This window comes from Halosegnis rubeus, from assembly GCF_009184545.1.
GTDB classification, from domain to species: Archaea; Halobacteriota; Halobacteria; order Halobacteriales; family Haloarculaceae; genus Halosegnis; species Halosegnis rubeus.
This window is the reverse complement of sequence record NZ_QJOW01000001.1, coordinates 372,315-393,827: the sequence shown is the minus strand read 5'-3', so window position 1 is coordinate 393,827 and position 21,513 is coordinate 372,315. Positions and strand designations below refer to the sequence as shown.

24 protein-coding genes and 1 tRNA gene are annotated in these 21,513 nt (G+C 65.9%); 15 read left to right on the top strand and 10 right to left on the bottom strand.

The window, feature by feature from the left end:
• Positions 1 to 6: 6 nt before the first annotated feature.
• From DMP03_RS02055 to DMP03_RS02045, 3 genes are read right to left on the bottom strand one after another with little or no spacing between them, the layout of a single operon-like run.
• On the bottom strand, positions 7 to 660 hold the full coding sequence (locus tag DMP03_RS02055; protein ID WP_152119067.1) for a DUF6517 family protein: 654 nt from the start codon (positions 658 to 660) through the stop codon (positions 7 to 9).
• 41 nt (positions 661 to 701) lie between these two features.
• Positions 702 to 2,183: a cysteine--tRNA ligase gene (gene cysS / locus DMP03_RS02050; protein ID WP_152119066.1), complete on the bottom strand. Its 1,482-nt coding sequence runs from the start codon at positions 2,181 to 2,183 to the stop codon at positions 702 to 704.
• Positions 2,184 to 2,227: 44 nt separating this feature from the next.
• On the bottom strand, positions 2,228 to 2,707 hold the full coding sequence (locus DMP03_RS02045) for a DUF7523 family protein (RefSeq protein ID WP_152119065.1): 480 nt from the start codon (positions 2,705 to 2,707) through the stop codon (positions 2,228 to 2,230).
• A gap of 84 nt (positions 2,708 to 2,791) precedes the next feature.
• Between DMP03_RS02045 and DMP03_RS02040 the strand changes: the two genes are divergently transcribed.
• Positions 2,792 to 3,658, top strand: coding sequence for a CbiX/SirB N-terminal domain-containing protein (locus tag DMP03_RS02040; protein WP_152119064.1), 867 nt, complete (start codon positions 2,792 to 2,794; stop codon positions 3,656 to 3,658).
• A gap of 35 nt (positions 3,659 to 3,693) precedes the next feature.
• Positions 3,694 to 4,773 carry a DR2241 family protein gene (locus DMP03_RS02035; RefSeq protein WP_152119063.1) on the top strand — a complete coding sequence of 360 codons (1,080 nt, stop codon included), beginning with the start codon at positions 3,694 to 3,696 and terminating at the stop codon, positions 4,771 to 4,773.
• On the opposite strand, the gene DMP03_RS02030 is transcribed toward DMP03_RS02035, so the two are convergent.
• Genes DMP03_RS02030 through DMP03_RS02020 form a run of 3 tightly spaced genes read right to left on the bottom strand, consistent with a single transcriptional unit; the run spans position 4,763 to position 6,945 of the window.
• The gene (locus tag DMP03_RS02030; RefSeq protein ID WP_152119062.1) at positions 4,763 to 5,308 is read right to left on the bottom strand and encodes a DUF7524 family protein; all 546 of its coding nucleotides are present in this window, start codon (positions 5,306 to 5,308) and stop codon (positions 4,763 to 4,765) included. The genes DMP03_RS02035 and DMP03_RS02030 overlap by 11 nt on opposite strands.
• 41 nt (positions 5,309 to 5,349) lie before the next feature.
• A complete protein-coding gene (locus tag DMP03_RS02025; RefSeq protein WP_152119061.1) occupies positions 5,350 to 5,535 on the bottom strand; it encodes a methytransferase partner Trm112 in 186 nt (61 codons plus the stop codon).
• Between the two features lie 39 nt (positions 5,536 to 5,574).
• Entirely contained in the window at positions 5,575 to 6,945 is a 1,371-nt protein-coding gene (locus tag DMP03_RS02020) for an adenylosuccinate synthase (RefSeq protein WP_152119060.1), read from the bottom strand.
• A 171-nt stretch (positions 6,946 to 7,116) separates the two neighbouring features.
• Here DMP03_RS02020 and DMP03_RS02015 point away from each other — a divergent pair, with 171 nt between their 5' ends.
• Positions 7,117 to 7,422, top strand: a complete 306-nt coding sequence (locus DMP03_RS02015) for a hypothetical protein (RefSeq protein ID WP_075936976.1) — start codon at positions 7,117 to 7,119, stop codon at positions 7,420 to 7,422.
• Here DMP03_RS02015 and DMP03_RS02010 read toward each other — a convergent pair.
• Positions 7,419 to 9,644 (bottom strand): DUF7527 domain-containing protein, encoded by a 2,226-nt coding sequence (locus tag DMP03_RS02010; RefSeq protein WP_152119059.1) that lies wholly within the window; start codon positions 9,642 to 9,644, stop codon positions 7,419 to 7,421. The genes DMP03_RS02015 and DMP03_RS02010 overlap by 4 nt on opposite strands.
• Positions 9,645 to 9,740: 96 nt before the next feature.
• Here DMP03_RS02010 and DMP03_RS02005 point away from each other — a divergent pair, with 96 nt between their 5' ends.
• Positions 9,741 to 11,249, top strand: a complete 1,509-nt coding sequence (locus DMP03_RS02005; RefSeq protein ID WP_152119058.1) for a uracil-xanthine permease family protein — start codon at positions 9,741 to 9,743, stop codon at positions 11,247 to 11,249.
• Between the two features lie 63 nt (positions 11,250 to 11,312).
• The gene (locus DMP03_RS02000) at positions 11,313 to 11,495 is read left to right on the top strand and encodes a hypothetical protein (protein WP_152119057.1); all 183 of its coding nucleotides are present in this window, start codon (positions 11,313 to 11,315) and stop codon (positions 11,493 to 11,495) included.
• On the opposite strand, the gene DMP03_RS01995 is transcribed toward DMP03_RS02000, so the two are convergent.
• Positions 11,496 to 12,068 (bottom strand): thioredoxin family protein, encoded by a 573-nt coding sequence (locus tag DMP03_RS01995; RefSeq protein WP_152119056.1) that lies wholly within the window; start codon positions 12,066 to 12,068, stop codon positions 11,496 to 11,498.
• Between the two features lie 78 nt (positions 12,069 to 12,146).
• On the opposite strand from DMP03_RS01995, the gene DMP03_RS01990 reads away from it, so the two are divergent.
• The gene (locus DMP03_RS01990; RefSeq protein ID WP_152119055.1) at positions 12,147 to 13,985 is read left to right on the top strand and encodes an LEA type 2 family protein; all 1,839 of its coding nucleotides are present in this window, start codon (positions 12,147 to 12,149) and stop codon (positions 13,983 to 13,985) included.
• Positions 13,986 to 14,071: 86 nt separating this feature from the next.
• Here the strand turns inward: DMP03_RS01990 and DMP03_RS01985 are convergent, their stop codons facing one another.
• A complete protein-coding gene (locus DMP03_RS01985; RefSeq protein WP_152119054.1) occupies positions 14,072 to 14,260 on the bottom strand; it encodes a hypothetical protein in 189 nt (62 codons plus the stop codon).
• Positions 14,261 to 14,419: 159 nt separating this feature from the next.
• Between DMP03_RS01985 and DMP03_RS01980 the strand changes: the two genes are divergently transcribed.
• From DMP03_RS01980 to DMP03_RS01960, 5 genes are all read left to right on the top strand, one after another.
• Positions 14,420 to 14,908 (top strand): Lrp/AsnC family transcriptional regulator, encoded by a 489-nt coding sequence (locus tag DMP03_RS01980; protein WP_152119053.1) that lies wholly within the window; start codon positions 14,420 to 14,422, stop codon positions 14,906 to 14,908.
• A complete protein-coding gene (locus DMP03_RS01975; RefSeq protein WP_152119052.1) occupies positions 14,905 to 16,056 on the top strand; it encodes a pyridoxal phosphate-dependent aminotransferase in 1,152 nt (383 codons plus the stop codon). Before DMP03_RS01980 ends, DMP03_RS01975 begins: the two co-directional genes overlap by 4 nt.
• Positions 16,057 to 16,289: 233 nt before the next feature.
• Complete coding sequence (locus DMP03_RS01970) at positions 16,290 to 16,532, top strand: DUF7120 family protein (RefSeq protein ID WP_152119051.1); 243 nt, start codon at positions 16,290 to 16,292, stop codon at positions 16,530 to 16,532.
• Positions 16,533 to 16,534: 2 nt separating this feature from the next.
• A complete protein-coding gene (locus DMP03_RS01965) occupies positions 16,535 to 17,338 on the top strand; it encodes an alpha/beta fold hydrolase (RefSeq protein WP_152119050.1) in 804 nt (267 codons plus the stop codon).
• A gap of 69 nt (positions 17,339 to 17,407) precedes the next feature.
• Entirely contained in the window at positions 17,408 to 18,736 is a 1,329-nt protein-coding gene (locus tag DMP03_RS01960; protein WP_152119049.1) for an aminotransferase family protein, read from the top strand.
• A gap of 40 nt (positions 18,737 to 18,776) precedes the next feature.
• On the opposite strand, the gene DMP03_RS01955 is transcribed toward DMP03_RS01960, so the two are convergent.
• A tRNA-Ala gene (locus DMP03_RS01955) sits at positions 18,777 to 18,848 on the bottom strand.
• 204 nt (positions 18,849 to 19,052) lie between these two features.
• Here DMP03_RS01955 and DMP03_RS01950 point away from each other — a divergent pair.
• From DMP03_RS01950 to DMP03_RS01935, 4 genes are read left to right on the top strand one after another with little or no spacing between them, the layout of a single operon-like run.
• A complete protein-coding gene (locus DMP03_RS01950; protein WP_152119048.1) occupies positions 19,053 to 19,517 on the top strand; it encodes a 30S ribosomal protein S15 in 465 nt (154 codons plus the stop codon).
• Positions 19,518 to 20,645, top strand: coding sequence for a hypothetical protein (locus DMP03_RS01945; protein ID WP_152119047.1), 1,128 nt, complete (start codon positions 19,518 to 19,520; stop codon positions 20,643 to 20,645). It begins immediately after the preceding gene.
• Positions 20,642 to 20,869: a KEOPS complex subunit Pcc1 gene (locus tag DMP03_RS01940; RefSeq protein WP_152119046.1), complete on the top strand. Its 228-nt coding sequence runs from the start codon at positions 20,642 to 20,644 to the stop codon at positions 20,867 to 20,869. Before DMP03_RS01945 ends, DMP03_RS01940 begins: the two co-directional genes overlap by 4 nt.
• A complete protein-coding gene (locus DMP03_RS01935) occupies positions 20,862 to 21,500 on the top strand; it encodes a 30S ribosomal protein S3ae (RefSeq protein ID WP_152119045.1) in 639 nt (212 codons plus the stop codon). The genes DMP03_RS01940 and DMP03_RS01935 overlap by 8 nt, the downstream gene beginning before the upstream one ends.
• Positions 21,501 to 21,513 lie beyond the last annotated feature (13 nt).

The following is a 21,513-nucleotide window of genomic DNA, read 5'->3' as shown; positions in this document are numbered from 1 at the left end:
AGAACGCTACTCGGACGGCTCCGCTGCCGGGTGGACGATACCCCCGAACATCGTGTCGACGTTCGACTCCTCGTCGATCTGCTGTGGGTGGACCGCGACGGCGACGATGAAGTCGTCACCGTCCTCGAACTTCGAGATGTGGACGTTCACGTCCACGGACGTGCCGCCGTTCATCTGTGCCTGTGCGGTGAACTTCGAGACGGTTCGCTCGCTGCCGAGGATGCTCGCCGTCCGGTTGGACTGGAACTGGAGGTCGTCGAGCGAGCCGTACTGCTCCTGGAATCGCTGTGCGAGCTGTCGGTCGCTGAGGTCGCCCAACGGGTTGAACGACTCGCCGAGCACCTGCACTTTCGGCGAAGAGAGCACAGTCACGCGGGCGACCTGCTGGTCGGAAAACAGCGTCTCAGCCGTGCGACCGTACTCCGCGAGGTAGTTCGTCACCGAGACGTTTCGGGTCTGTCCCGCGACCTGGAAAGAGCGTTCGACCGCTTGGGAACTGCGGCGCGTCTCCTCGTACCCGGTGTCGCTCTGTGCGGTGTCGTCCACGGCGACGGGGCTGGCGTTGAACTCCAGCGCCTCGTTGCCCAGCAGGAAGCCACAGCCACTCATCGTGACGAGTGCGGCCACCGCGACAACTGCGATAATGCGTCGTGTATCCATCGGGGGATGCATACTCGCGAAGAGGGTATAAATACGGGGAGCTACAGCCGGTACTCCGTTCCGTCGTCGGTGTCCTGAATCTCGATGCCGAGCGCGCCGAGTTCATCGCGGAGCTGGTCGGCGCGCTCGTAGTTGCCGGCGCTCCGCTCGTCTTCCCGCACGTCGAGCACCAGCGAGACGAGTTCGTCTGCGAGCGTCGCCGTCCCCTCGCTCGTCCCGGTGAAGTCGAGACCGAACACGTCCTCACCGAACGTCTCGAACGTCTCGATGGCTCGACGCAGCCCGCGGTAATCGTACTCGTCGTAGCCGTCGAGGTGAGTGTTGACGGCTGACGCCAGGGAAGAGAGCGCAGTCAGTGCCTCTCGAGTGTTGAAGTCCTCGTTCATCGCTGCGGTGAACGACTCGTCGGCGTCGTCGACGGCCGCGTGGAAGTCCTCGTCAGTGACAGTGGTGTGAGCGGCCGCCGAGTCGGCGGCCTCGCTCGCCCGTCGGTAGGCGCTGTGGAGTCGCTCCCAGCGCTCTTCCGCCTCGTGGATGGCCGCCTCCGAGTACGTCTGCGTTGAGTTGTACGACGCGGAGAGGAAGAACACGCGGAGGGGATTGACCCCGAACTGCGGGACCGCATCCTTGACCGGAACGAAGTTCCCCAGCGAGGAGGACATCTTCTCGTCGCCCATCTGGAACAGGTCGGCGTGGAGCCAGTAGCGGGCGAACTGTTCGCCCGTCGCCGCTTCTGACTGGGCGATCTCGTTTTCGTGGTGTGGGAAGACGAGGTCGCGACCGCCCATGTGGATGTCGATGGAGCTGTCGAGGTGGGTCATGCTCATCGCCGAGCACTCGATGTGCCAGCCGGGACGGCCCTCACCCCACGGTGAGTCCCACGTTTCGCCGTCAGGGGTGGTCACGTCGTACTCGCGGTCGGGGTGGCGGTGGTCGGTGACGGCATCCGTATCGACGCCGCCGGCCTTCCAGAGCGCGAAGTCGGCCGGATTGCGCTTCTCGCTCCGGTCGCCGTCCTCCTGTGGCTCGACGGCGTCGAGCGTCTGATTCGAGAGCTTGCCGTAGTCCTCGAAGCTGTGCACGTCGAAGTAGACGGAGCCGTCGGTCTCGTAGGCGTAGCCCGCCTCGATGAGCGTCTCCACGAGGTCGATGATTTCCGTGACGTGCTCGGTGACGCGGGGGTACACCTCGGCGCGCTTGAGGTTGAGCGCGCGCATGTCCGCGAGCAGCTGGTCGGTGAACGTCGTCGCGACGGCGCGCTCGCTGTCGCCGAGGTCACCCTCGCCGACTCTGGCGACGATCTTCTCGTTCACGTCGGTGATGTTCTCGACGTGGCGCACGTCGTATCCCGCGTGGTCGAGCCACCGGTGGACCACGTCGACGTGGACCCACGTCCGCGCGTGCCCGAGGTGAGCGAAGTCCGAGACGGTCAGCCCACAGTAGTAGAGAAGCACGTCGTCGGGGTCGGCTGGCTCGAACGGTTCTAGCTCACCGGAGAGCGTGTTCAGCACGCGCAGCGTCATACCGGCGGCTACCGGGGGTAGCGGTTTGAGTGCGTCGCTTCGGGTCAGATGTCGAGCGTCTCCTCGATGGCCCGCAACGCATCGACGCCGTCGGACTCGTCGATGAGACAGACGAGGTGCCCGTCGCTGCCGCCGGTCGCCTCAACGTCGATCCGCTCGACGCCGAGTCGCGCGAGCACCGGCCCGAGGTCGGTCGCCGACACGTCACCGGAGATCGTGATCGCGGTGAGCGACCCGTCGACGGGTCCGAACGCGACGTCGCCGACGGTGAGGAGCGCGTCGGCCACATCCACCGGTCCGAGTCCGCTCTGCATATCGACGCGAGGCGGCGAGCGTTCGGGGGGAGCAGGCGGAGAGAGGTCGGCGGCGTACCGGCGGAGCGCGGCGGCGACGGTTTCCTCGTCCTCGTCGCCGATGTCGAGATACCGGGCGGCGGCGGTGTAGTTGACGACTCCGGCGGCTAGTGCAGCATGGAGGAACGGTTCGCGCCGAACCGCGGCGCGCGTCTCGCTGGCGAGCGTCATGCGATGCTGTTCTCGCAAGGGCAAATAAAACGTATCGGCACGCCGCGGCGACACGCTGAAGCGCGTGCCGCCCGTAGGATAAGTATGCAGGCTCTCGTCGTTGTTGCACACGGGTCGCATCTGAATCCCGACTCATCGACACCGACGTATCGCCACGCGGATACCGTCAGAGAGACGGGCGTCTTCGACGAGGTCGCGACCGCCTTCTGGAAGGAGGAGCCGTCGTTCCGCGAGGTGCTTCGCACCCTCAACTCCGAGGAGGTGTACGTCGTCCCGCTGTTCATCTCCGAGGGGTACTTCACCGAGCAGGTGATTCCCCGCGAGCTCAGATTAGCGGAGTTCGACGTAGACCAGTGGGACTCCGACGGGACGAGCGCCTCCTCCACGACACTGCGCGCCACTGACGTAGACAAGACCGTTCACTACTGCGGGCCGGCCGGCACGCACGACGCCATGACCGACGTTATCGTTCGTCGCGCGGAGTCGGTCACCGGTGACGACGAGGTGGGTGAGGGGTTCGGACTCGCCGTCGTCGGCCACGGCACCGAGCGCAACGAGAACTCTGCGAAGGCGATCCGGTATCACGCCGACCGCATCCGCGAGTCGGGCCGGTTCGACGAGGTACACGACCTCTACATGGACGAAGAGCCGGAGGTGGACGACGTGAGCGACCACTTCGACACCGACGACGTGGTCGTGGTCCCCCTCTTTATCGCCGACGGCTATCACACGCAAGAGGACATCCCCGAGGACATGGGACTGACCGACGACTACCGGACGGGGTGGGACACTCCGACCGAGGTCGACGGCGTGAACATCTGGTATGCCGGTGCAGTCGGGACGGAGCCGCTGATGGCGGACGTACTCCTCGAACGTGCTCGCGACGCCGGCGCGGCTGTCGGAACCGCGGTGGAGGAGGTCAGAGAGCAGACCCGCGCGGGTGCCGACTAGAGAGGATTCTTGACCGCCCCGGTACAACGACACCTATGACCGCGCCAGCAGTCGCACGGCTGTCCAGTGCCGTCCGAGAGGAACCGGTCGCGTGTGACGGGCTTCACGCCGAGTACGACGACAACTACCAGTTCTCGATTCCCGACGCCGACATCGAGGAGTCGGGCCTGAGCGAGGACGAATTCGAGACGCTCGCCGCCGACCACGAGCCGTACGTCACGAACTGGGCCTACTGGAACGAGGACCGCGCCGACGCCGACGACGCCTTCCTGCGTTGGCTCGAAGCCGCCGACGAGACCACCGTCCCCGAGCGTTACGAGTCGCTACGAGCGGGGATGAGCCGTTCGTGGGGCGAACTCCGAATCGAGGTGCGACTCGACGACGGAGCGCGCCGCTACGAGATTCGCCACTCAGACGACGTCGGAGAGGACGGTCTCGAGCCACACGACGAGCCGCTGGACGCCCGCTCGCTCGTCACCTACGACGACGACGGCCGTTACCGCCCGCTGAAGACCGCGCCGTCGCTGCCCCACGGCTGGGTCTTTGCCGACCAGACCGGCCGCGAGTGCGTCGAGACCGTCGAGTACATCTACCCCGCGACGGTCGCGAACTGGTATCTCGAGCGACAGGGCGAACTCGACATCGACCACTGGGAGCCGACTATCGGCCGCCAGAGCGGAATATACGGCGTCGTCCAGACGTGGAACCGCGGCGACAGCCACGAGCACGTCAACTGGGTCGCGGAGGCGTGTTGTGACGACTCCCAGTGTGTCAAGCGCCGCGAGTGGCAGTACGACGAGGAAACCGACCTCGACGTGCCGGGCGGCGACGGCGAGTTCCCGTGTCGTGAGCCGTGTTCGCTCGTCATCGCGGCCGCGCGGAAGTGGACCCGCCTAGAGGGCGAGCAGGAACAGGCCTACGAGTTCACACTCACGCCGAGCGAGAAGGAGCAGGTCGAGGAGATCATCGACGCCGTCGCCGACGGGCGGGCCGACGAGATTCGCGAGGCGGACACCTCGGACCCGGCCAACCGCTACCGGGCGCGGTATCTCCGGGCGAAGCGGTTCGACGAAGACGGGAACCTGAGCGGAACAGCGACCGAGTCTAGCGAATAGCGAACAGCCCGGCCCCGAGTAGTCCCGCGAGAACCGCGAAGACCGCGAAGACGACGTTTGCCGACGGGGCGGCGAGCGCAGCGAGGAGCAGGAGGAGACACAGCGTTCCGGACGCGACTGCGCCGACGGCGAGCGGGTCGAGCCCGCCGAAGACGGTGTCCGGTTGGGACCGCGAGGGCGTCGAGAGGTCCGGGTCGACACGGACCGTGTTGTCCGCGGCGTCGACGACGACGGAGACGAACCGGGTTTCTGCGCCGTGGCCGACGACGACTTTGAGCCGACCGCGGTGTCTGGTTCCCGGCTCCGCGTCGATGTCGACGCTCACCTGTCTCGTTGTTCCGCCGTCGAGATAGTGGTTCGTGGCGTCGAGTCGACCGACTCCCGAAAGCTGGTCGCCGAGGTGGAGATGTGCGTGTGTCGACTCGCCGTGGTTGCGGAGCACGACGACGAAGGAGCCGTCCGTCTCGAACGTCTCGGGCACGTCGAGCGAGTGGACGCCAGTTCGGTTGATCTGAACGACGAGTCGGTCGGTCACGGTCGCGGAATGACGCGCTCGTTACAAAAGTGTCTCGCCGCTCAGGCCTCGCGCATGTCCGGCGGCAGGAGGTTCGGAATGCCGTCCTCGATGGGATACTCCTCGCTGCACTCGGTACAGACGAGTCGTCCTTCCAACACCTCGTCGTCGTCGCGGCGAATCGCCTCCAGGTCGAGTTCGGACTTATCCAGCGGGCAGCAGACGATGTCCAGCAGGGACTCTTGCATACGTGAACCGAGTGGTGTCGACACAAAAAGCGTGCCGGGTTACCAGACGTCCTCGGCGACGACCGTCTCCTCGCGACCGGGACCGACGCCGACGCAGTAGATCGGCGTGTCGAGTTCCTCGCTCACGTACTCGAGATACGCGCGGGCGTTGTCAGGGATCGCCTCGTATCCGTCTTCGGCGACGGCGGCGGAGTCGAACGCCGCCCAGCCGTCGAAGCTACGGAGGTTCGCCTCACACCGACTCCACTCCTCGGTCGTGGCGGGCATCGTCATCGTCTCCTCGCCGTCGAGGGTGTAGCTGTGGCCGACCTTCACCTCGTCAAGCCCGGCGAGCACGTCGATGTGATTGATTGCGAGCCCGGTGAAGCCATTGACGCGGGCGGAGTGGCGAAGCATCGGCATATCGAGCCACGCGACGCGGCGCGGCCGGCCGGTGACGGTGCCGTACTCGCCACCCTCCTCGCGGATGTAGGTCGCAATCTCCTCGTTCTCGCCGCTGCCCTGCTCGCCGTAGCCGGGGGTGTCCCCCTCGACGCCGCCGAGTTCAGTCGGCATCGGGCCGGAGCCGACGCGAGTCAGATACCCCTTTATGATGCCGAGCACCTCACCCTGTCCGACGACGCCGGGACTGGTACCGGAGCCGACGGCCGCACCGCCCGCGGTGGGGTTCGAGGAGGTGACGAACGGGTAGTTCCCGTGGTCGATGTCGATGATGGTGCCTTGTGCCCCCTCGAACATCACCCGCTTGCCCTCGCTGCGGGCGTCGGCGATGAACTGGCCGGCGTTGACCGTCTGGCCGGCCAACCGCTCGCCGTACGTTCGGGCGTGGTCGTACATCGCGTCCACGTCGAGCGCGTCGGGGTTGTCGAGGTCCTCGACGGGGACGCCGAACACGTCCTCGACGATGGCGCGCTTTTCGGGGACGACGCGTTCGAGGCGGTCACGGAGCACGTCGGGCGCGAGCAGGTCGCCGACGCGGATGCCGCGGCGGCCGGCTTTGTCCTCGTAGGTCGGGCCGATACCGCGGCCCGTCGTGCCAATTTCGTCGTCGCTCTCGCTCTTCGCCTTCTCCTCGATACCGTCGAGGGCGCGGTGGTACGGCATGATGACGTGGGCGCGGCGGGCGACGCGCACGTCGGGGTCGAGCCCGCGCTCGCGCAGGCCGGACAGTTCATTGAACAACGTCTCGGGGTTGACGACACAGCCGTTCCCGAGGATGCCGACCTTGCCGCGGACCGCGCCGGAGGGGACGAGCGAGAGCTTGTACTCGTCGCCCTCGTGGACGACCGTGTGACCAGCGTTGTCGCCGCCCTGGTACCGGACGACGATATCGGCCGCATCGCCGTACACGTCCACGATGCCGCCTTTCCCTTCGTCGCCGAGCTGAGCGCCGACGATTGTGACAGTCATTACGGTCACAACTCTGAATCGCCGACTAAACCGGTTTCGGTACGCCCCGTGACCGTTGGCACGCCACAGATTCACAAGCGATATAACCACGACGGGCAAAGAAGTCGTGTCGAGTCGGTTGCGGTTGGTAGGGTAATGTTTAAAAGCCGTAAACACAAGTTAACAAATGCCATGATAGACCGACTTGAGAAGGAAGTCGATATGTTGGAGCGCCATTTGCAGGTGCTCAAGATGGTCATCGAGAACGAGCCCATCGGCATCGTGAAGATGTCGAACGAGACCGGCTACCCACACCACAAGGTTCGATACTCCCTGCGCGTGCTCGAAGAGGAGAACCTCATCGAGCCGTCGAGCCAGGGCGCGATTACCACCGAGACCACCTACGAGTTCGTCGACGACCTCGACGGCAAGGTCGACGAAATCGTCGACAAGCTCGAAGGAATGAAGATCGACGACACGCCGGAAATCGAATCCTAGAGGTCCGGTACCGAGAGATGGAACCCGTCGTCGCGTGATTCGACGAGCGCGAGGTGGTAGCCGCGTTTTCGCGACTGCTTCACGTAGCTGAGCCGCGAGTCGCGACTGAGCAGACTCCCGCTCGTCGCGTCGCGTGCCGTCTCCAGTGCACCCGGCTCGAAGAAGGCCGCCGAGACGAAGAATGCGCCCGCGAACGTCGATTCCGATTCACACACCAGCCCGGAATCCTGCACGAGCGACGCCATCTGTCCGTCGGAGACCGGTTGCCGGGAGGCGTCGAGGTCCGCGACGAACAGCGGGTCGCCCATCCGGTCGCGACAGACGATATCGAAGCCGATATCCATCTCCTCGTCTCCCTCCGGAACGGCGACCGACCCCGAGAGTTCGATTCGGTCGATACCCGGGAGCGCGTCGTACAGCTCCGAGAGCTCGCTCGTCGCGTCGGTTTCCCGAATCTCGAAGACGAGCTGGCCGACGAGCCACTCGGCAAACCGGTACTGTTGGGTGCCGTAGAGCCACTGCCCGAACGGCTCGCCTTCGACCGTTGCTCCCTCGGTCTCGAACTGCGTGTGGTGGACGATTCGGAGGTTCTCCGCGAGTTCCGCGGGCGAGCCGTCGCCGTCGTGAGCGGTTTCGACGGTCGTCTTCCCCTTCGACTCGTAGCGGACGAAGAGGTTCGTCCCGTCGAACGCTTCGGGGGCTGACAGCGATGCCCCGTCGGTCGCCACGTCGCCGAGTTGTGATTCGAGCTCCTCGACTCGCGTGCGGAGCGACTCGACCTCTCGCTTGAGGTCGTCGCGCTCGGCTTCGAGTTCCTCGCGGGCCGTCTCTGCCGTCTCCAGCTCCTCGCGAGCCGTCTCAAGTTGTGCGTGCGCCTCGTCGCGCTCGGTCTCTACTGTCTCCAGTGACTCCTGGACGGTCTCCAACTCCGCACGCACGGCATCGAGCTCCTCGGAGTCGGGCTGAGACGGCTCCTGTTGGCGCGTCGGCTGCTGTGTGGGCGGCTGGTCGCGCTGAGTCCGCTGTCGGGGCATACGCGAACTACGGGGGGACTGGGTCGAGGAGCCGCCACCGGTTCGCTCGGGGTCGACGGACGGAATCGACCGGGCGGCCAGCTGTTCGGTCGCCGACGCACGTTCTGTCGGTGACCCGCGCTCCGTTGTCGAGACAGACGACGACGGTGCGTTCGGAACCTCCACGTCCTCACTCGGCGGCGCGGCGTCGTCACCGCCCGGCTCCTCGTCAGATTCGGTGACGCGGGAGGTTGCGCTCGTCGGGGGCGTCTCCTCTCCGGGCGTCTCGTCCGTCGGTGATTCGTCCGTCGGCGATTCGTCGGCCGGGTCGACCGGGTCGGCAGGCTCCGGCTCGGTGACGGCGTCCGCCTCGACACCGGTCGTCTGCTCGGTGTCGTCGTCCGTACTCGCCTCGCTTGGATCGGGAGTGGTCGACGTCGCGTCGTGGTCTGCGTCCGCGGTGGCAGAGCCGGCATCCGGGTCGGTGTACACTTCGGTCCTGGTGTCGCCCGTGACAGACGCCTCCATCGGAGAGTCGTCTGAACGGTCGGGCGACGGCTCTGATTCGGTAAAGTTCTCTCCGACCGACTCGACGTCGTCCCTCTTGTCGGAGGAAGGCGTCCCGGCCGTCGTCGGCTCCGGTCCTGGCTCCGCATCGGGAATCTCGACCACGTCGATGGATGCGGCGACGACCTCGTAGAGACCGACCTCGCCGTGGGCAGCCTCGCGGGCGTCGTCGTCGGTGCGCAGCGACTCGCTGCTGCCGACGAAGGCGGCGTGCATCGACCGACCGGCCTGGTACACGGTGTAGTAGTCGCCCGAGAGCACGTTCTCCGAGAGTTCGACGTAGCCGATGAAACCGCCGTCTTCGAGTGTGTTCTCCACCTCCGAGAGGGGAGTCTCTTCCGTGTAGTACGTCCCTCGCTCCTCGGTGTCTCCGAACTGCATCGCAGCCAACAGCGGGAGCGAGGGATGGGGAGACTCGTAGGCCGTGAGCGCCGCGTCGTCGAAGCGCTCGATATCGGCCGGCGTCGGGCTACCGTCGCCGTGGTCGGTGACGGAGACGGCGGTGCCGTTGACGAAGAGGAGCCACGAGTCGCCCGTCGAGACACCACCGGAGAAACCGGCGTCGGCGAGGTCGTGGAGGCCGGCGTAGCCGTCGTCGACACGGCTGGTCTGCCAGTCAGTGATCGTATCGACCCAGTTCATACCCGAACCAGCGCAACCACGCGCAAATACGTTCCGGCTACCGCTCTGGGGTCGACCGGGAATTTTAACACCGCCGTCTGGCACACCCCGGACGAGATGGGCACCACCGGTGACGAGACGGACGACCGCGACGCGCTCGTCGAGTACGGTATCGACGACAAGCCGCCACTCGACAGGGCGCTGCTGTTGGGCGCACAACACTACCTGACGATGATCGGGGCCAACATCGCTGTTCCCCTCCTGCTCGCGAACGCGATGGGGATGCCACAGCAGTTTCGCGCGAAGTTCATCGGGACCTTCTTCGTCGTCTCCGGCATCGCGACGCTGGCACAGACGACCATCGGAAACCGGTACCCCATCGTGCAGGGTGCACCGTTCTCGATGCTCGGGCCGGGACTCGCCATCGTCTCCTCGAACGCCTTCGTCTCCGGCGTCGGCTGGGAGACCAAGCTCCTGTTCTTGCAAGGAGCGATTGTCGCCGCAGGGGTCGCCGAGGTGTTCATCGGCTATCTCGGACTCGTCGGCCGACTCCGGGAGTATCTCTCCCCGGTCGTCGTCACGCCGGTCGTCACCCTCATCGGTCTCTCGCTGTTCGACGCCCCGCAGGTGACGGCGGCGGCGAACAACTGGTATCTCCTCGTTTTGACGCTGGGGCTTATCGTGTTGTTCTCCCAGTATCTCGACAAGGAGTCGCGCGTCTTCGGGCTGTTCCCGATTCTACTCGGTATCGTCGGCGCGTGGGTCGTGGCCGCGGTCGGCTCCGTGACCGGCGTCATCCCCTCGGGTGACCCCGGGTACATCGATCTCGGTCTCACCGCGAGCGCAGACCCCGTCCACGTCGTCTACCCGCTCCAGTGGGGCGTTCCCGAGTTCGGCGTCTCCTTCGCCATCGGCATGTTCGCCGGGGTGCTCGCGTCGATCATCGAGTCGTTCGCCGATTACCACGCCGTCGCCCGGATGTCGGGCGTCGGTGCGCCCTCGGCCAAGCGAATCAATCACGGCATCGGGATGGAGGGACTGGCCAACATCTTCTCGGGGCTGATGGGGACCGGCGGGTCGACCTCCTACTCCGAGAACGTGGGCGCGATCGGGCTGACGGGCGTTGCCTCCCGGTACGTCGTCCAGATCGGCGCAGTGTTGATGCTCGTGGCCGGCTTCGTGGGCTACTTCGGCCAGTTGGTGGCGACGATTCCCGACCCCATCGTCGGGGGGCTTTACATCGCCATGTTCGGCCAAATCGTCGCGGTCGGTCTCTCGAATCTGAAGTACGTCGATTTGGACTCCTCGCGCAACCTCTTCATCATCGGGATGGCCATCTTCGCCGGGATGGCGGTCCCACAGTACATGGGCGGATTGTCCGGATACGCGGCGCTCCAGTCGGGATTCGCGTCGGTCCCCGTGCTCGGCTCCGTGCTCGGGACGGAAGTCGTCGCCCGGACCGTCTACATCGTCGGGGGCGTCCAGATGGCCGTCGGCGGTGCAATCGCGTTCGTCCTCGACAACACCGTGGCGGGGACGCGGGAGGAACGCGGGCTACTCGACTGGGAACGCATCGCCGAGGGCGACGACGAGTTCCAGACGTTCCTCGAACGGCTCCGACCATGATAGCCGCTCACACGGCGTGTTCGAGACGTATTATTTACGTACAACAACGCGACAGTACCAGTAGTGACGACGCTCGCCCCCCTGTTCGGTGTCTCCGCGGCCGGTGCGACACTCGCCGCGGTCGGTGGAACCATGAACAGCCCGCTGATTACCGGTATCGGCGTGCTCTCGGTCACACTGCTCGCCGGGGCGATACTGCTTGCCGCACGGACGAACGAACTACCGGCCGACGCGTCGCTGAAGTAGCTACGCCGACGGCCACTTTATCGAACAGCCCCGCGAGGGGTTATCCTCGAGCCGCACATCCTCGCCCGAAAGCGCTGCGTCGATGGCTCGTCGCATCTCGAACCCCGGCTCGCCCGACGGCTCGTCGTCGGGATTGAGTGCGTCGTCAAGCCGGCCGTGGTAGGCGAGTCGCCACTCCTCGTCGTCTCGTCGGAACAGGAACGGGTCGGGGGTACAGACGGCTCCGTACGCGTCAGCGACGGTCCCGTCGTCGTCACGGAGGTAGGCGTCGTAGTCGATACTCCCGTCGTCGACGAGTTCACACATCCGCTCGTAGGAGTCGTCGGGATACTCGTCGGCGTCGTTCGGATTGATACCGACGACGGCACAGTCGTCGTACTCCTCGGCAATCGCGTTGAGCGGAGCGAACTTCGCCTTCGCGTACGGGCAGTGGTTACAGGTGAAGACGACGAGCATGGCGTCGTTGTCGCCGAACGAGTCGGGCGTGTAGTGTGCGCCCTCGGTGTCGACGAGCCGGAAGTCGGAAGCGAGGTCACCACGCTGTAGCTGCGAGTCGGAGTCGGTCTGAACCATACCCGCCCGTTGTAGCGGCGCGGGCAAAACTGCTGGTGTGGCCGGCGGCTTTACCATCGATGCCGGCGTAGCACGCGCATGGTAAATCGCCGGAAAGTGCTTCTCGTGGGAGGCGTCGCCCTGCTCGTGGTGGCGGCCGGGCTGGGAGTGTACGTCTTTCAGTTCGCCCAGAACTTCGAGAGCCCGACCGTCGAATCGGTCGACTCCTCGTTCGGTGACGTAACGAACGAGACCACGACGATTCGCAACGACATTACGATACAGAACCCGAACGACCGGTCGATTCCCGGAGCCGCGACGCTGGGATTCACCGTCCGGATGAACGACGTGACCGTCGCCGAAGGCTCGCAGGGCGGGGTGGGCTTACCCACGGGAGAGAGTACACTCTCCGTCAACGTGCCGCTCCGGAACGACAAGATTCCCGAGTGGTGGGTCACCCACATCAACAACGGCGAGACGACGACGCAGGTGACGGAGCCGCGTGTCTCGCTGCCGGCCATTCCACAAAGTGTGGAGCTGTCGGCGACCGAACAACAGCTCACGACGGACCTGCTCTCGTCGGTGACGAGCGACGAGTCGCGTGAGGTCGGCGTCGGCAACGACACCTTGCTTCGCGTCTCGAACCAGCGCGCGAGTTGGGGTGAAGCAACCGCCGAGTCGACCCCGCTGCAGGTCCAGACGGACATCGAGAACATCCACGACTACCCCATCCAACTCGACGGGACGGCGTACACCGTCGAGATGAACGGCGTCACCGTCGGCGAGGGGACGACGGAAGACTCCTTCAGTCTCGTTCCCGGCGAGTCGGGGACGTTCACGGCGAATCCGGCTATAGACACGCCGAAGATGGCCGAGTGGTGGCAAAGCCACATCCGCGCGAACCAGACGACCGACCTCTCGGTCCGCGTCTACGGGCTCGTCGAACGTGACGGCGAACTAGAGCGCGTCCCGCTGACCATCTTCGAGCGCAACGCTCGACTCCAGACCGACCTGCTGGGTGCCGGCACCACCGAGGTGTCGACGATTCCGGGCGCGGGCGAGGAGACGAGCTTCGACCGGCCGGAACTCGTCGACCGGTCGAGCGAGTGGGGTGACGTGACGGACGCGACGACCGACATCGAGACCGAACTCCTCGTCTCGAACCCGAACGACGGCGCAGTCGGGGATATCGTCGCGCTGAACGTCGGCGAACGGACGAGCATCAACGGTATCGACGCGGCCAGCGGACAGGCGACGTTCGACGGACTGGAGCCGGGCAACAACACGTTCACGATGACGAGCGAATTCCGCCACGACAGCGTGCCCGCGTGGTGGGCGCGCCATCTCAACCGCGGCGAGCAGTCGACGGTCGTCACGCGGGCGAACACGACCGCAGACATCGGCGTGACCCGAATCGACGCGCCAGAACCGGAAGAGGAGCGCACGATCGGGACGGACCTGCTGTCGAGCTTCGAGAGCAGCGAGCCGCGGACCATCGAACAGCAGGGCCAGACCGTCGCGACCATCGAGCGGACGAGCGCGCAGTGGGGAACGGCGACGGAAGCCGTCGCCCCCCTGCAGGCGGAAGCCGAGATTCGCAACGAGCAGTCACAGCCGATTACCATCACGGACGTGACCTACACCGTCCGGTTGAACGACGTGGTGTTGGCAGACGAGAAGGTGGTGCGCGACGAGAACGGCAATCCAGAGGAGTATCTCGTCGGAACGGTCGGCACGACGACCATCGACCCGACGATGGAGTTGGACAACGCGAAGATGGCCGAGTGGTGGCCGACCCACGTACGGAACGGCGAGACCTCCACCCTGACGACGGACGTGTACGTCACCGTGGAGACGGCCTTCGGGTCGAAGCGCGTCCGGCTCGACTCGTTCAGCCAGGACCAGACGGTCGAGACGGACTTCTTCGGCGAGAACTGAGCGGCACAGACGGCGGTGTTTTTCGACAGAGAGGGCTGGACCGGCGAGCGGGAGCTGGCGGCGGAGGGGCCGGAGCGTCAGCGGCGTCAGTCTGCGGCTGCGCGGCCGGCGGCCTTGACGTCCTCGGGGACAGCGCCGGTGGTGTCGATGCCACGGCGGGCGAGACAGTCCACGAGCCGGGACTCCTCGACGCCGGCCTGTTGTGCAGCCATTGACAGCGTGTACGTGTCACTCTCGTAGAGCGTCACCGCGGTCTCCAGCGCATGCGTGTGCATACCTGCTGGGATACGGGGGACCATAATAAGAATATCGTGAGATAATATAACACTGTATGGTATTTATTGACATAAGCCCAACAGCGGGGATGTGGAAAGACGCGGGGTAACGCCTGTCGGCGACGCAAGGGTTAACCGGACGCTGGTCCGCGTCGGCGTATGGACGAGCGTGCCGCAGTACTCGATCTCTTGCGGGAGAACGCCCGCTACACGACCGCCGACCTCGCGCGGATGACTGGTCTCGATGAGTCCGTCGTCGAGGAGACGATTGCCGCGCTGGAAGCCGACGGCGTCGTCGCCGGCTACACGGCCGTCGTCGACCCGGCGAAGCTCGACGACGAGCCGGTACGCGCACACGTGGAGTGTAACGTCACCCTCGACCGCGAGACCTCCTACGGCGACATCGCCAAGCGGCTCGCGGGCTTTCCCGAGGTCGCCTCGCTCCGGCTCATGTCCGGCGACTACGACTTCGCGCTCGACGTCGAGGCCGACTCCATGGGCGAGGTGTCGCGGTTCGTCTCGGAAAAAGTCGCCCCGCTACCCGAGATCACACAGACGGTTACCCACTACGTGATGGAGACGTACAAGGAGTCGAACCACCGGTTCGACGCCGAGGAGGGTGATGAGCGCATCAGCTACTCCCCATGAGCGAGACACCCCTCCAACCGTCAGACCGGGTCGCGTCGGTTCCCGAGTCGGGGATTCGTCGCTTCTTCGAGGTGGCCGCCGAGATGGACGACGTCGTCTCGCTGGGCGTCGGCGAGCCGGACTTCGCGACGCCGTACCGGGCGCGCGAGGCCGCTATCGACTCGCTCCAGCGCGGGCAGACCTCGTACACCGCCAACAAGGGGATGGTCGAACTCCGCGAGCGCATCGCCGACCACGTCACCCGGTACGGCCTCGAGTACGACCCCGGCGAGGAGATTATCGTCACGGCGGGGGCGAGTGAGGCAATCGACGCCACCTTCCGTGCGCTCGTGAATCCGGGCGATAGCGTCGCCATCGCACAGCCGGCGTACGTCTCCTACGAGCCGGGCGTCCGGTTTGCCGGCGGCGAACCGCTCCCGGTGGAGACCCGTGCCGAAGACGAGTTCGTCCTCACGCGCGAGCGGCTGGAGGCCGCGGGCGCACAGGACGCCGAACTCTTAATCTACTGTTATCCGAACAACCCGACCGGCGCGACCATGACGGAAGACGAGCTCCGAGAGGTGGCGGCGTTCTGTCGCGAGCACGACATCGCCGTCATGGCTGACGAGATATACGCCGCGCTCACCTACGAGGGGGACCACACCTCCATCGCGACCCTGCCGGGGATGCGCGAGCGGACCGTCGTCTTCAACGGCTTCTCGAAGGCGTACGCGATGACGGGGCTGCGGCTCGGCTACGCGCTCGCGCCGCCACACGTCATCGACTCTATCAACCGCATCCACCAGTACTCGATGCTGTCGGCTCCGACGACCGCCCAGCACGCGGCCATCGAGGCGCTCGACAACTGCGGCTCCGACGTGGAGGAGATGTGCACGCAGTACGACCGCCGGCGCAACTTCGTGCTCGCCCGCCTCGACGAGATGGGCATCGACTGCTTCGAGGCGACGGGCGCGTTCTACGTCTTCCCCGAGTCGCCGTGGCCCGACGCCGGCGAGTTCGCCGAGACGCTCCTGCAAGAAGAGCAGGTCGCCGTCGTGCCGGGCGACGCCTTCGGCACCGGCGGGGAGGGCCACCTCCGGATGTCGTACGCGTCCTCGATGGACGACCTTCGCACGGCCATGGACCGCATCGAGCGATTTCTCGAGTGACCTTATATTCTTAGAATGGTATAAATAGTAATACCAGAATTGTACGAACGTTCAAGTAGATACGGCGGGTCACAGTGTAACACGATGAACGACCAGGAACGGAAGAGCCTGAAGGAGATCAGCCACACAGCACCGAATGGAGACAGCGTCGAGAGCGTCTGGGAGCGCGGCAACGAACGCGACGAGTAGAGTCCTCGCGGTAGATTCAAAAGGTCGACACACCGAGTAGAGATATGTCCGAAGTCCGTATCGACCTCCCCGACCGCATCGACTCGGAAATCGACCGATTCGTCAATCAAGGCGAGTTCATCAACCGCGACGAGGCAATCGAGGAACTGCTCACCCTCGGGCTGACGGCCTTCGACGTGGACGAAGACACCGGTCGCGAACCGGGCGAAGACCTGTTCACACAGGCGACCGACGACCAACACGACCCCGCCGCCGACACCGACCCGGAAGACGAGTACACCCTCTGAGGGTGCGCCGTCCGCTCCGACTCCCCGACGGCTGGACCACCGACACCGTCCGGGCGAACGGTATCACCGTCCGCACCTACCGGACGGGCACCGGCCTGCCGCTGCTTTTCGCTCACGGCTTCTACGAGAGCGCCCGCTGTCGGCGACCTGTCGTCGACGCACTCGCCGAGCAGTTCACTGTTCACGCGTACGACGCCCGCGGGCACGGCCACACCGACGCCCCCGCGACGGGCTATGGGATGACCGACCGCGTCGCCGACATGCGCGGTGTCATCGCCGCGCTCGGACTCGACTCTCCGGCCGTCTACGGCCACTCGATGGGAGCCGCGACCGCCGCGTGGCTCGCGACCGGGACCGACCTCGACGCGCTCGTACTGGAGGACCCTGCGCGCTTTGCTGACTCGGAGCCGCCGATGGCCGCCGACGAGCGACGGCGGTTTGTCCGCGAGCGCGTCTACGAGTGGCGCGGACAGTCGCTCGCTGAACGGAGTGGCGCGCTTGACGGCGAGGGCGAACAGGCCCGCCGCTGTGCGGTCGCACAGGGGGAGTGTGACCCGCGCATCGAACACCTCGCACGCGCCGGCTACCCCGTCACCTCGGAGGCGTTTTCCGATATCGACTGTCCGACGCTCGTCCTGAAGGCAGACGCGGACGACAGCGTGCGTCAGACGGAGCGCCGCCGTGCCGAGCCGCTGGACGGCAGTCTCGTCCACGTCGACGGTGCGGGCCACACCGTCGTCCGTGACAAGTTCGACGCCGCCGTCGGCGAGATTCGCGCGTTCATCGAGCAACGGGGAGTAGCGTAGACCGCTCCACCGACCGACGAATACGTCCCGTGCCAGCACTTATCACACGAGACTGCATAGCTCGTGTACATGTCCCAACCGAACCGAACCCCCGTCTCGCCCGGCCCCAAGGACCGAACGATACCACACTGGCACTCGCCGGACGCCGAGACGTTGGACGTGACCGGCGGCGACGGCGCGTACATCGAGACGGCAGACGGCGAGGAGTATCTCGACTTCATCTCCCAGCTCTACTGCGTGAACGCCGGCCACGGCAACGAGCGAATCAACGCCGCCATCCGCGACCAGCTCGACCGCATAGCGTACGTCTCCTCCTCGAAACACAACGACGCGCGCTCGGAGTTGGCCGGGCGACTCGCCTCGGTCGCACCAGTCGATGACGCCAGCGTCTTCTTTTCCGTCTCCGGCAGCGAGGCGAATGAGGCGGCGATGCAGCTCGCGCGCTCGTATCAGGACGCCCCGAAGGTGCTCACCCGGTGGCGCTCGTACCACGGCGGCACCTACGGCGCGGCGAGTCTCACGGGCGACCCCTCGACGCGGGCGACCGTCGAACGGTACGCCGCGACTTCCGGGACGGCCCGGTTCATGCCACCGCTCGCCGACTGCTTCGACGCCGACTCTCCGGAGGCGTTGGCCGAACAGGCGGCCGACCATCTGGAGTGGGTCATCCGGAACGAGGGACCAGACAGCATCGCTGCGCTCCTTACCGAGCCAATCGGTGGGACAAGCGGTGCGTACCCGGCCCCGCCGGGCTACTTCGAGCGCGTCCGCGAGCTCTGTGACGAGTACGACATCCTGCTCGTGGCCGACGAAGTCATCACGGGGTTCGGGCGGTGTGGCGACTGGTTCGGCATCGGCACCGAGGGCGTCCGCCCGGACATGATTACCTTCGCAAAGGGCATCACGAGCGCGTACGTCCCGCTGGCCGGCGTCGTGGCCACCGGCGCGCTGGGCGACCACTTCCGCGAGGAGGGCATTGCCGTCGGGCAGACGTTCGCCGGCCACCCGCTCGGCTGTGCGGCGGGACTCGCTGCGATGGACGAGTACGAGAACGGACTCCTCGACAACGTCCGAGAGCTGGCTCCCGTGCTCGAAGACCAGCTCCGTGGCCTCGAATCGAAGTACGACGTCGTCGCCGACGTACACGGGCGCGGCTTCCACTGGGGCGTCGAGTTTCGTGATCCCGACACCGGCAAGCCGTTCGTCGACCCGCTGGTCGAGGAGGGAGACAACCCCGTCACCGAGACCCGCGAGTACGCCCGCGAACACGGGGTCCTGTTCGGTGGCGGTCGGCCGGACATCCAGAACATCATCTCGCCGCCGCTGTGTATCGACGAGTCCGATATCGACCGGGCGGTATCCGTGCTCGGTGACGCTATCGTGGCGACGTTCGAGTGAGGAAGCTACGGCTACGCGGACGAAGACGGAGCGAAGGAAGTGGACTTGCAGGGATTTGAACCCTGGGCCTTTCCCCTGCCAAGGGAACGATCTACCACTGATCTACAAGCCCGCGTGCACTCCACCGTATCCCGCTTTCGAGTATAAACCCATCGAACCGGAGAGACGGGAGTGACAACCCATAAGTACGCGAGCGGGAGAATACGTAGTAGGAACGGCACAGCCGCAAATCCGACCTGCCACCGATTGTGTGGCTTGGGATTGCGGACGTGCGAGTAGACCTCGCTGTAGCGGCTCGTGTTCGTTCAATCAATCTATGGCACGAATGCATACCCGCCGTCGTGGCTCATCCGGCTCGGACAAGCCCACGGCAGACGAGAACCCGGAGTGGAGTGACGTAGACGCAGACGCCGTCGAGGAGCGTGTCGTCGAACTCGCCCAGCAGGGCGACGACCCCTCCCAGATTGGCATGAAGCTGCGCGACGAGGGTGTCCAGGGCGTTCCCGTCCCGGACGTGAAGCTCGTCACCGGCAAGAAGGTCGGCGAGATTCTCGACGAGCACGACGCCGCTCCCGAGGTCCCCGAGGACCTCCGGAATCTGCTGGCGCGTGCGGTCCGGCTGCGCGACCACATGGACGAGAACCAGACCGACTACCAGAACAAGCGCGCGCTCCAGAACACGGAGTCGAAGATCCGACGCCTCATCGACTACTACCGCGGCGACGAAATCGACGAGGAGTTCACGTACTCGTATGAAGCCGCCGTCGAAATCATCGAATAGATGACAGCATCCGGTCGTCCAGCACAGTCCGCCCCGGCCGAGAGCCTCGCGGCCGCCTGTCGCGACGCCGACTTCGTTCGGCTGCAGGCGACCGCCGACGGCGACGCCCTCGCGGCGCTCGGTCAGCTGGCGGCTGCGCTCCGCGCGACCGACACCCCGTTTCACGCCTCTGTCAGGACGGTTCCGGACATCACGGTCACGGAGGGTGACCTCACTGTGTGTCTGGGAGCCGACGCCGACGCCGACATCACGCTCACCGACGAGCCGCTGTCGGCGACGGCCTACACTGCCGCGGGCGACATCGGGACCGACGCCGACGCCATCCTCGCGCTCGCAGGAGCCGTCGCGGCCGGCTACACGCCCGGCGAGAACACGCCGCTGTACGAGCCGGCGACGGCAAAGCTCGACCGCAGGCCCGGTCTCGCGGTGCCGGTCGACGGCGACACGGAGACGCTCGTCGATGGGCTCGTCCACTCGACGCTCGTCCACGCCGACTTCTCGGCCGCACGTGACACCGCGGCGGCACTGGTCGGTAGTCTCGACGCCGAGACGCTCGACTCGGAGACCCACCGGCGAATCGCCTCGGCGGTCGCGCTCCGCGCAATCGAGGACGCACCCGCCCACGCCGCAGAGCGTGTCGAACGCGTCCTGCGTCCACACGTCGGTGGCCCGTTCACAACGGTGGGCGGCTACGCCGACGTGCTCGACGCCTGCGCTCGACGCCGGCCCGGACTCGGCGTGGCGCTGGCTATCGACGCCGCGCGCACCGACGAGGAACCGAGCCACGCCGACGAGGCGCTCGCCACCTGGCGCGACCACGCGACGGCGGCTCACACCGGCCTGCGAGCCGGCGAGACCGCCCGCCACAGTGGCCTGTTCGTGGTTCGCGTCGAGGGCACGGCCCCGCTGGGGACCGTCGCCAGACTCGCACAGGCGTTTCAATCACCGGAGTCGCTCGCGCTCGCCGTCGATGGCGAGCGGGCGGCGCTGTCGGGTGAGCACGCAGGCGAGCACGCACGGCGCGTGGGCGAGCAGGTGGAGGCGACCGCGACGGGACGGACGACGACCGGCTACATCGAGGGAATCGACGCCGCCACCGCCGAGACGGAGGTGCGTCGCGCAGTATGAAACGCGCGACAATCCGGACGACACACGAGCGTGCGGCCGCGGTGGCCGCGGCGCTGGACCCGGACAACACCACCGAGATGGAGACGACGGTCGACGGCGAGGTAGTCGAGACGACTATCGCTCGCGAGACGACCGGCGGCCTTCGCACGTCGGCGGACGACTACGTGCGGAATCTGATAGTAGCAGACCAGACGATTACAGACACAATATCCAACAATGAGTGACCGAAGCGTATCCAAGCAGAGTCAGGAAAAGAAGTGGTACACCGTCATCGCCCCCGAGCAGTTCGACCGGGCGGAACTCGGTGAGACCACCGCAGACGAACCAGAACAGCTCTACAACCGAACCATCGAGACGACCCTCGGCGAACTGCAGGACAACGCCAGCGAGAACAACACGAAGCTGACGTTCCGCATCACCGACGTCGGCTCGGACGCCGTCTACACGGAGTTCGTCGAACACGAGCTTACGCGGGATTACCTGCGCTCGCTCGTCCGTCACGGCTCCTCGAAGATCGAGTCGTTCGAGACGATTCTCACGAGCGACGACTACCGCATCCAGATCCAGCCCGTCGCCTTCACTACCAAGAAGGCGGACCACAGCCAGGAGCGTGCCATCCGCCGCACGATGACCGACATCGTCCGCGAAACGGCACAGGAACACACGTTCAACGAGGTTATCGACAGCATCGTCGAGGGGCGACTCTCCTCGGCCATCTATGCGGAGGCCAAGACCATCTACCCGCTTCGCCGCGTCGAGATTCAGAAGCTCACGCTCGAAGCACGCCCGGACGAGGTCGCAGAGGAGGAAGACACCTCGGTCGACGTGGCCGAAGACGACGTCGACGTCGAGTAACCCCGAACTCTCC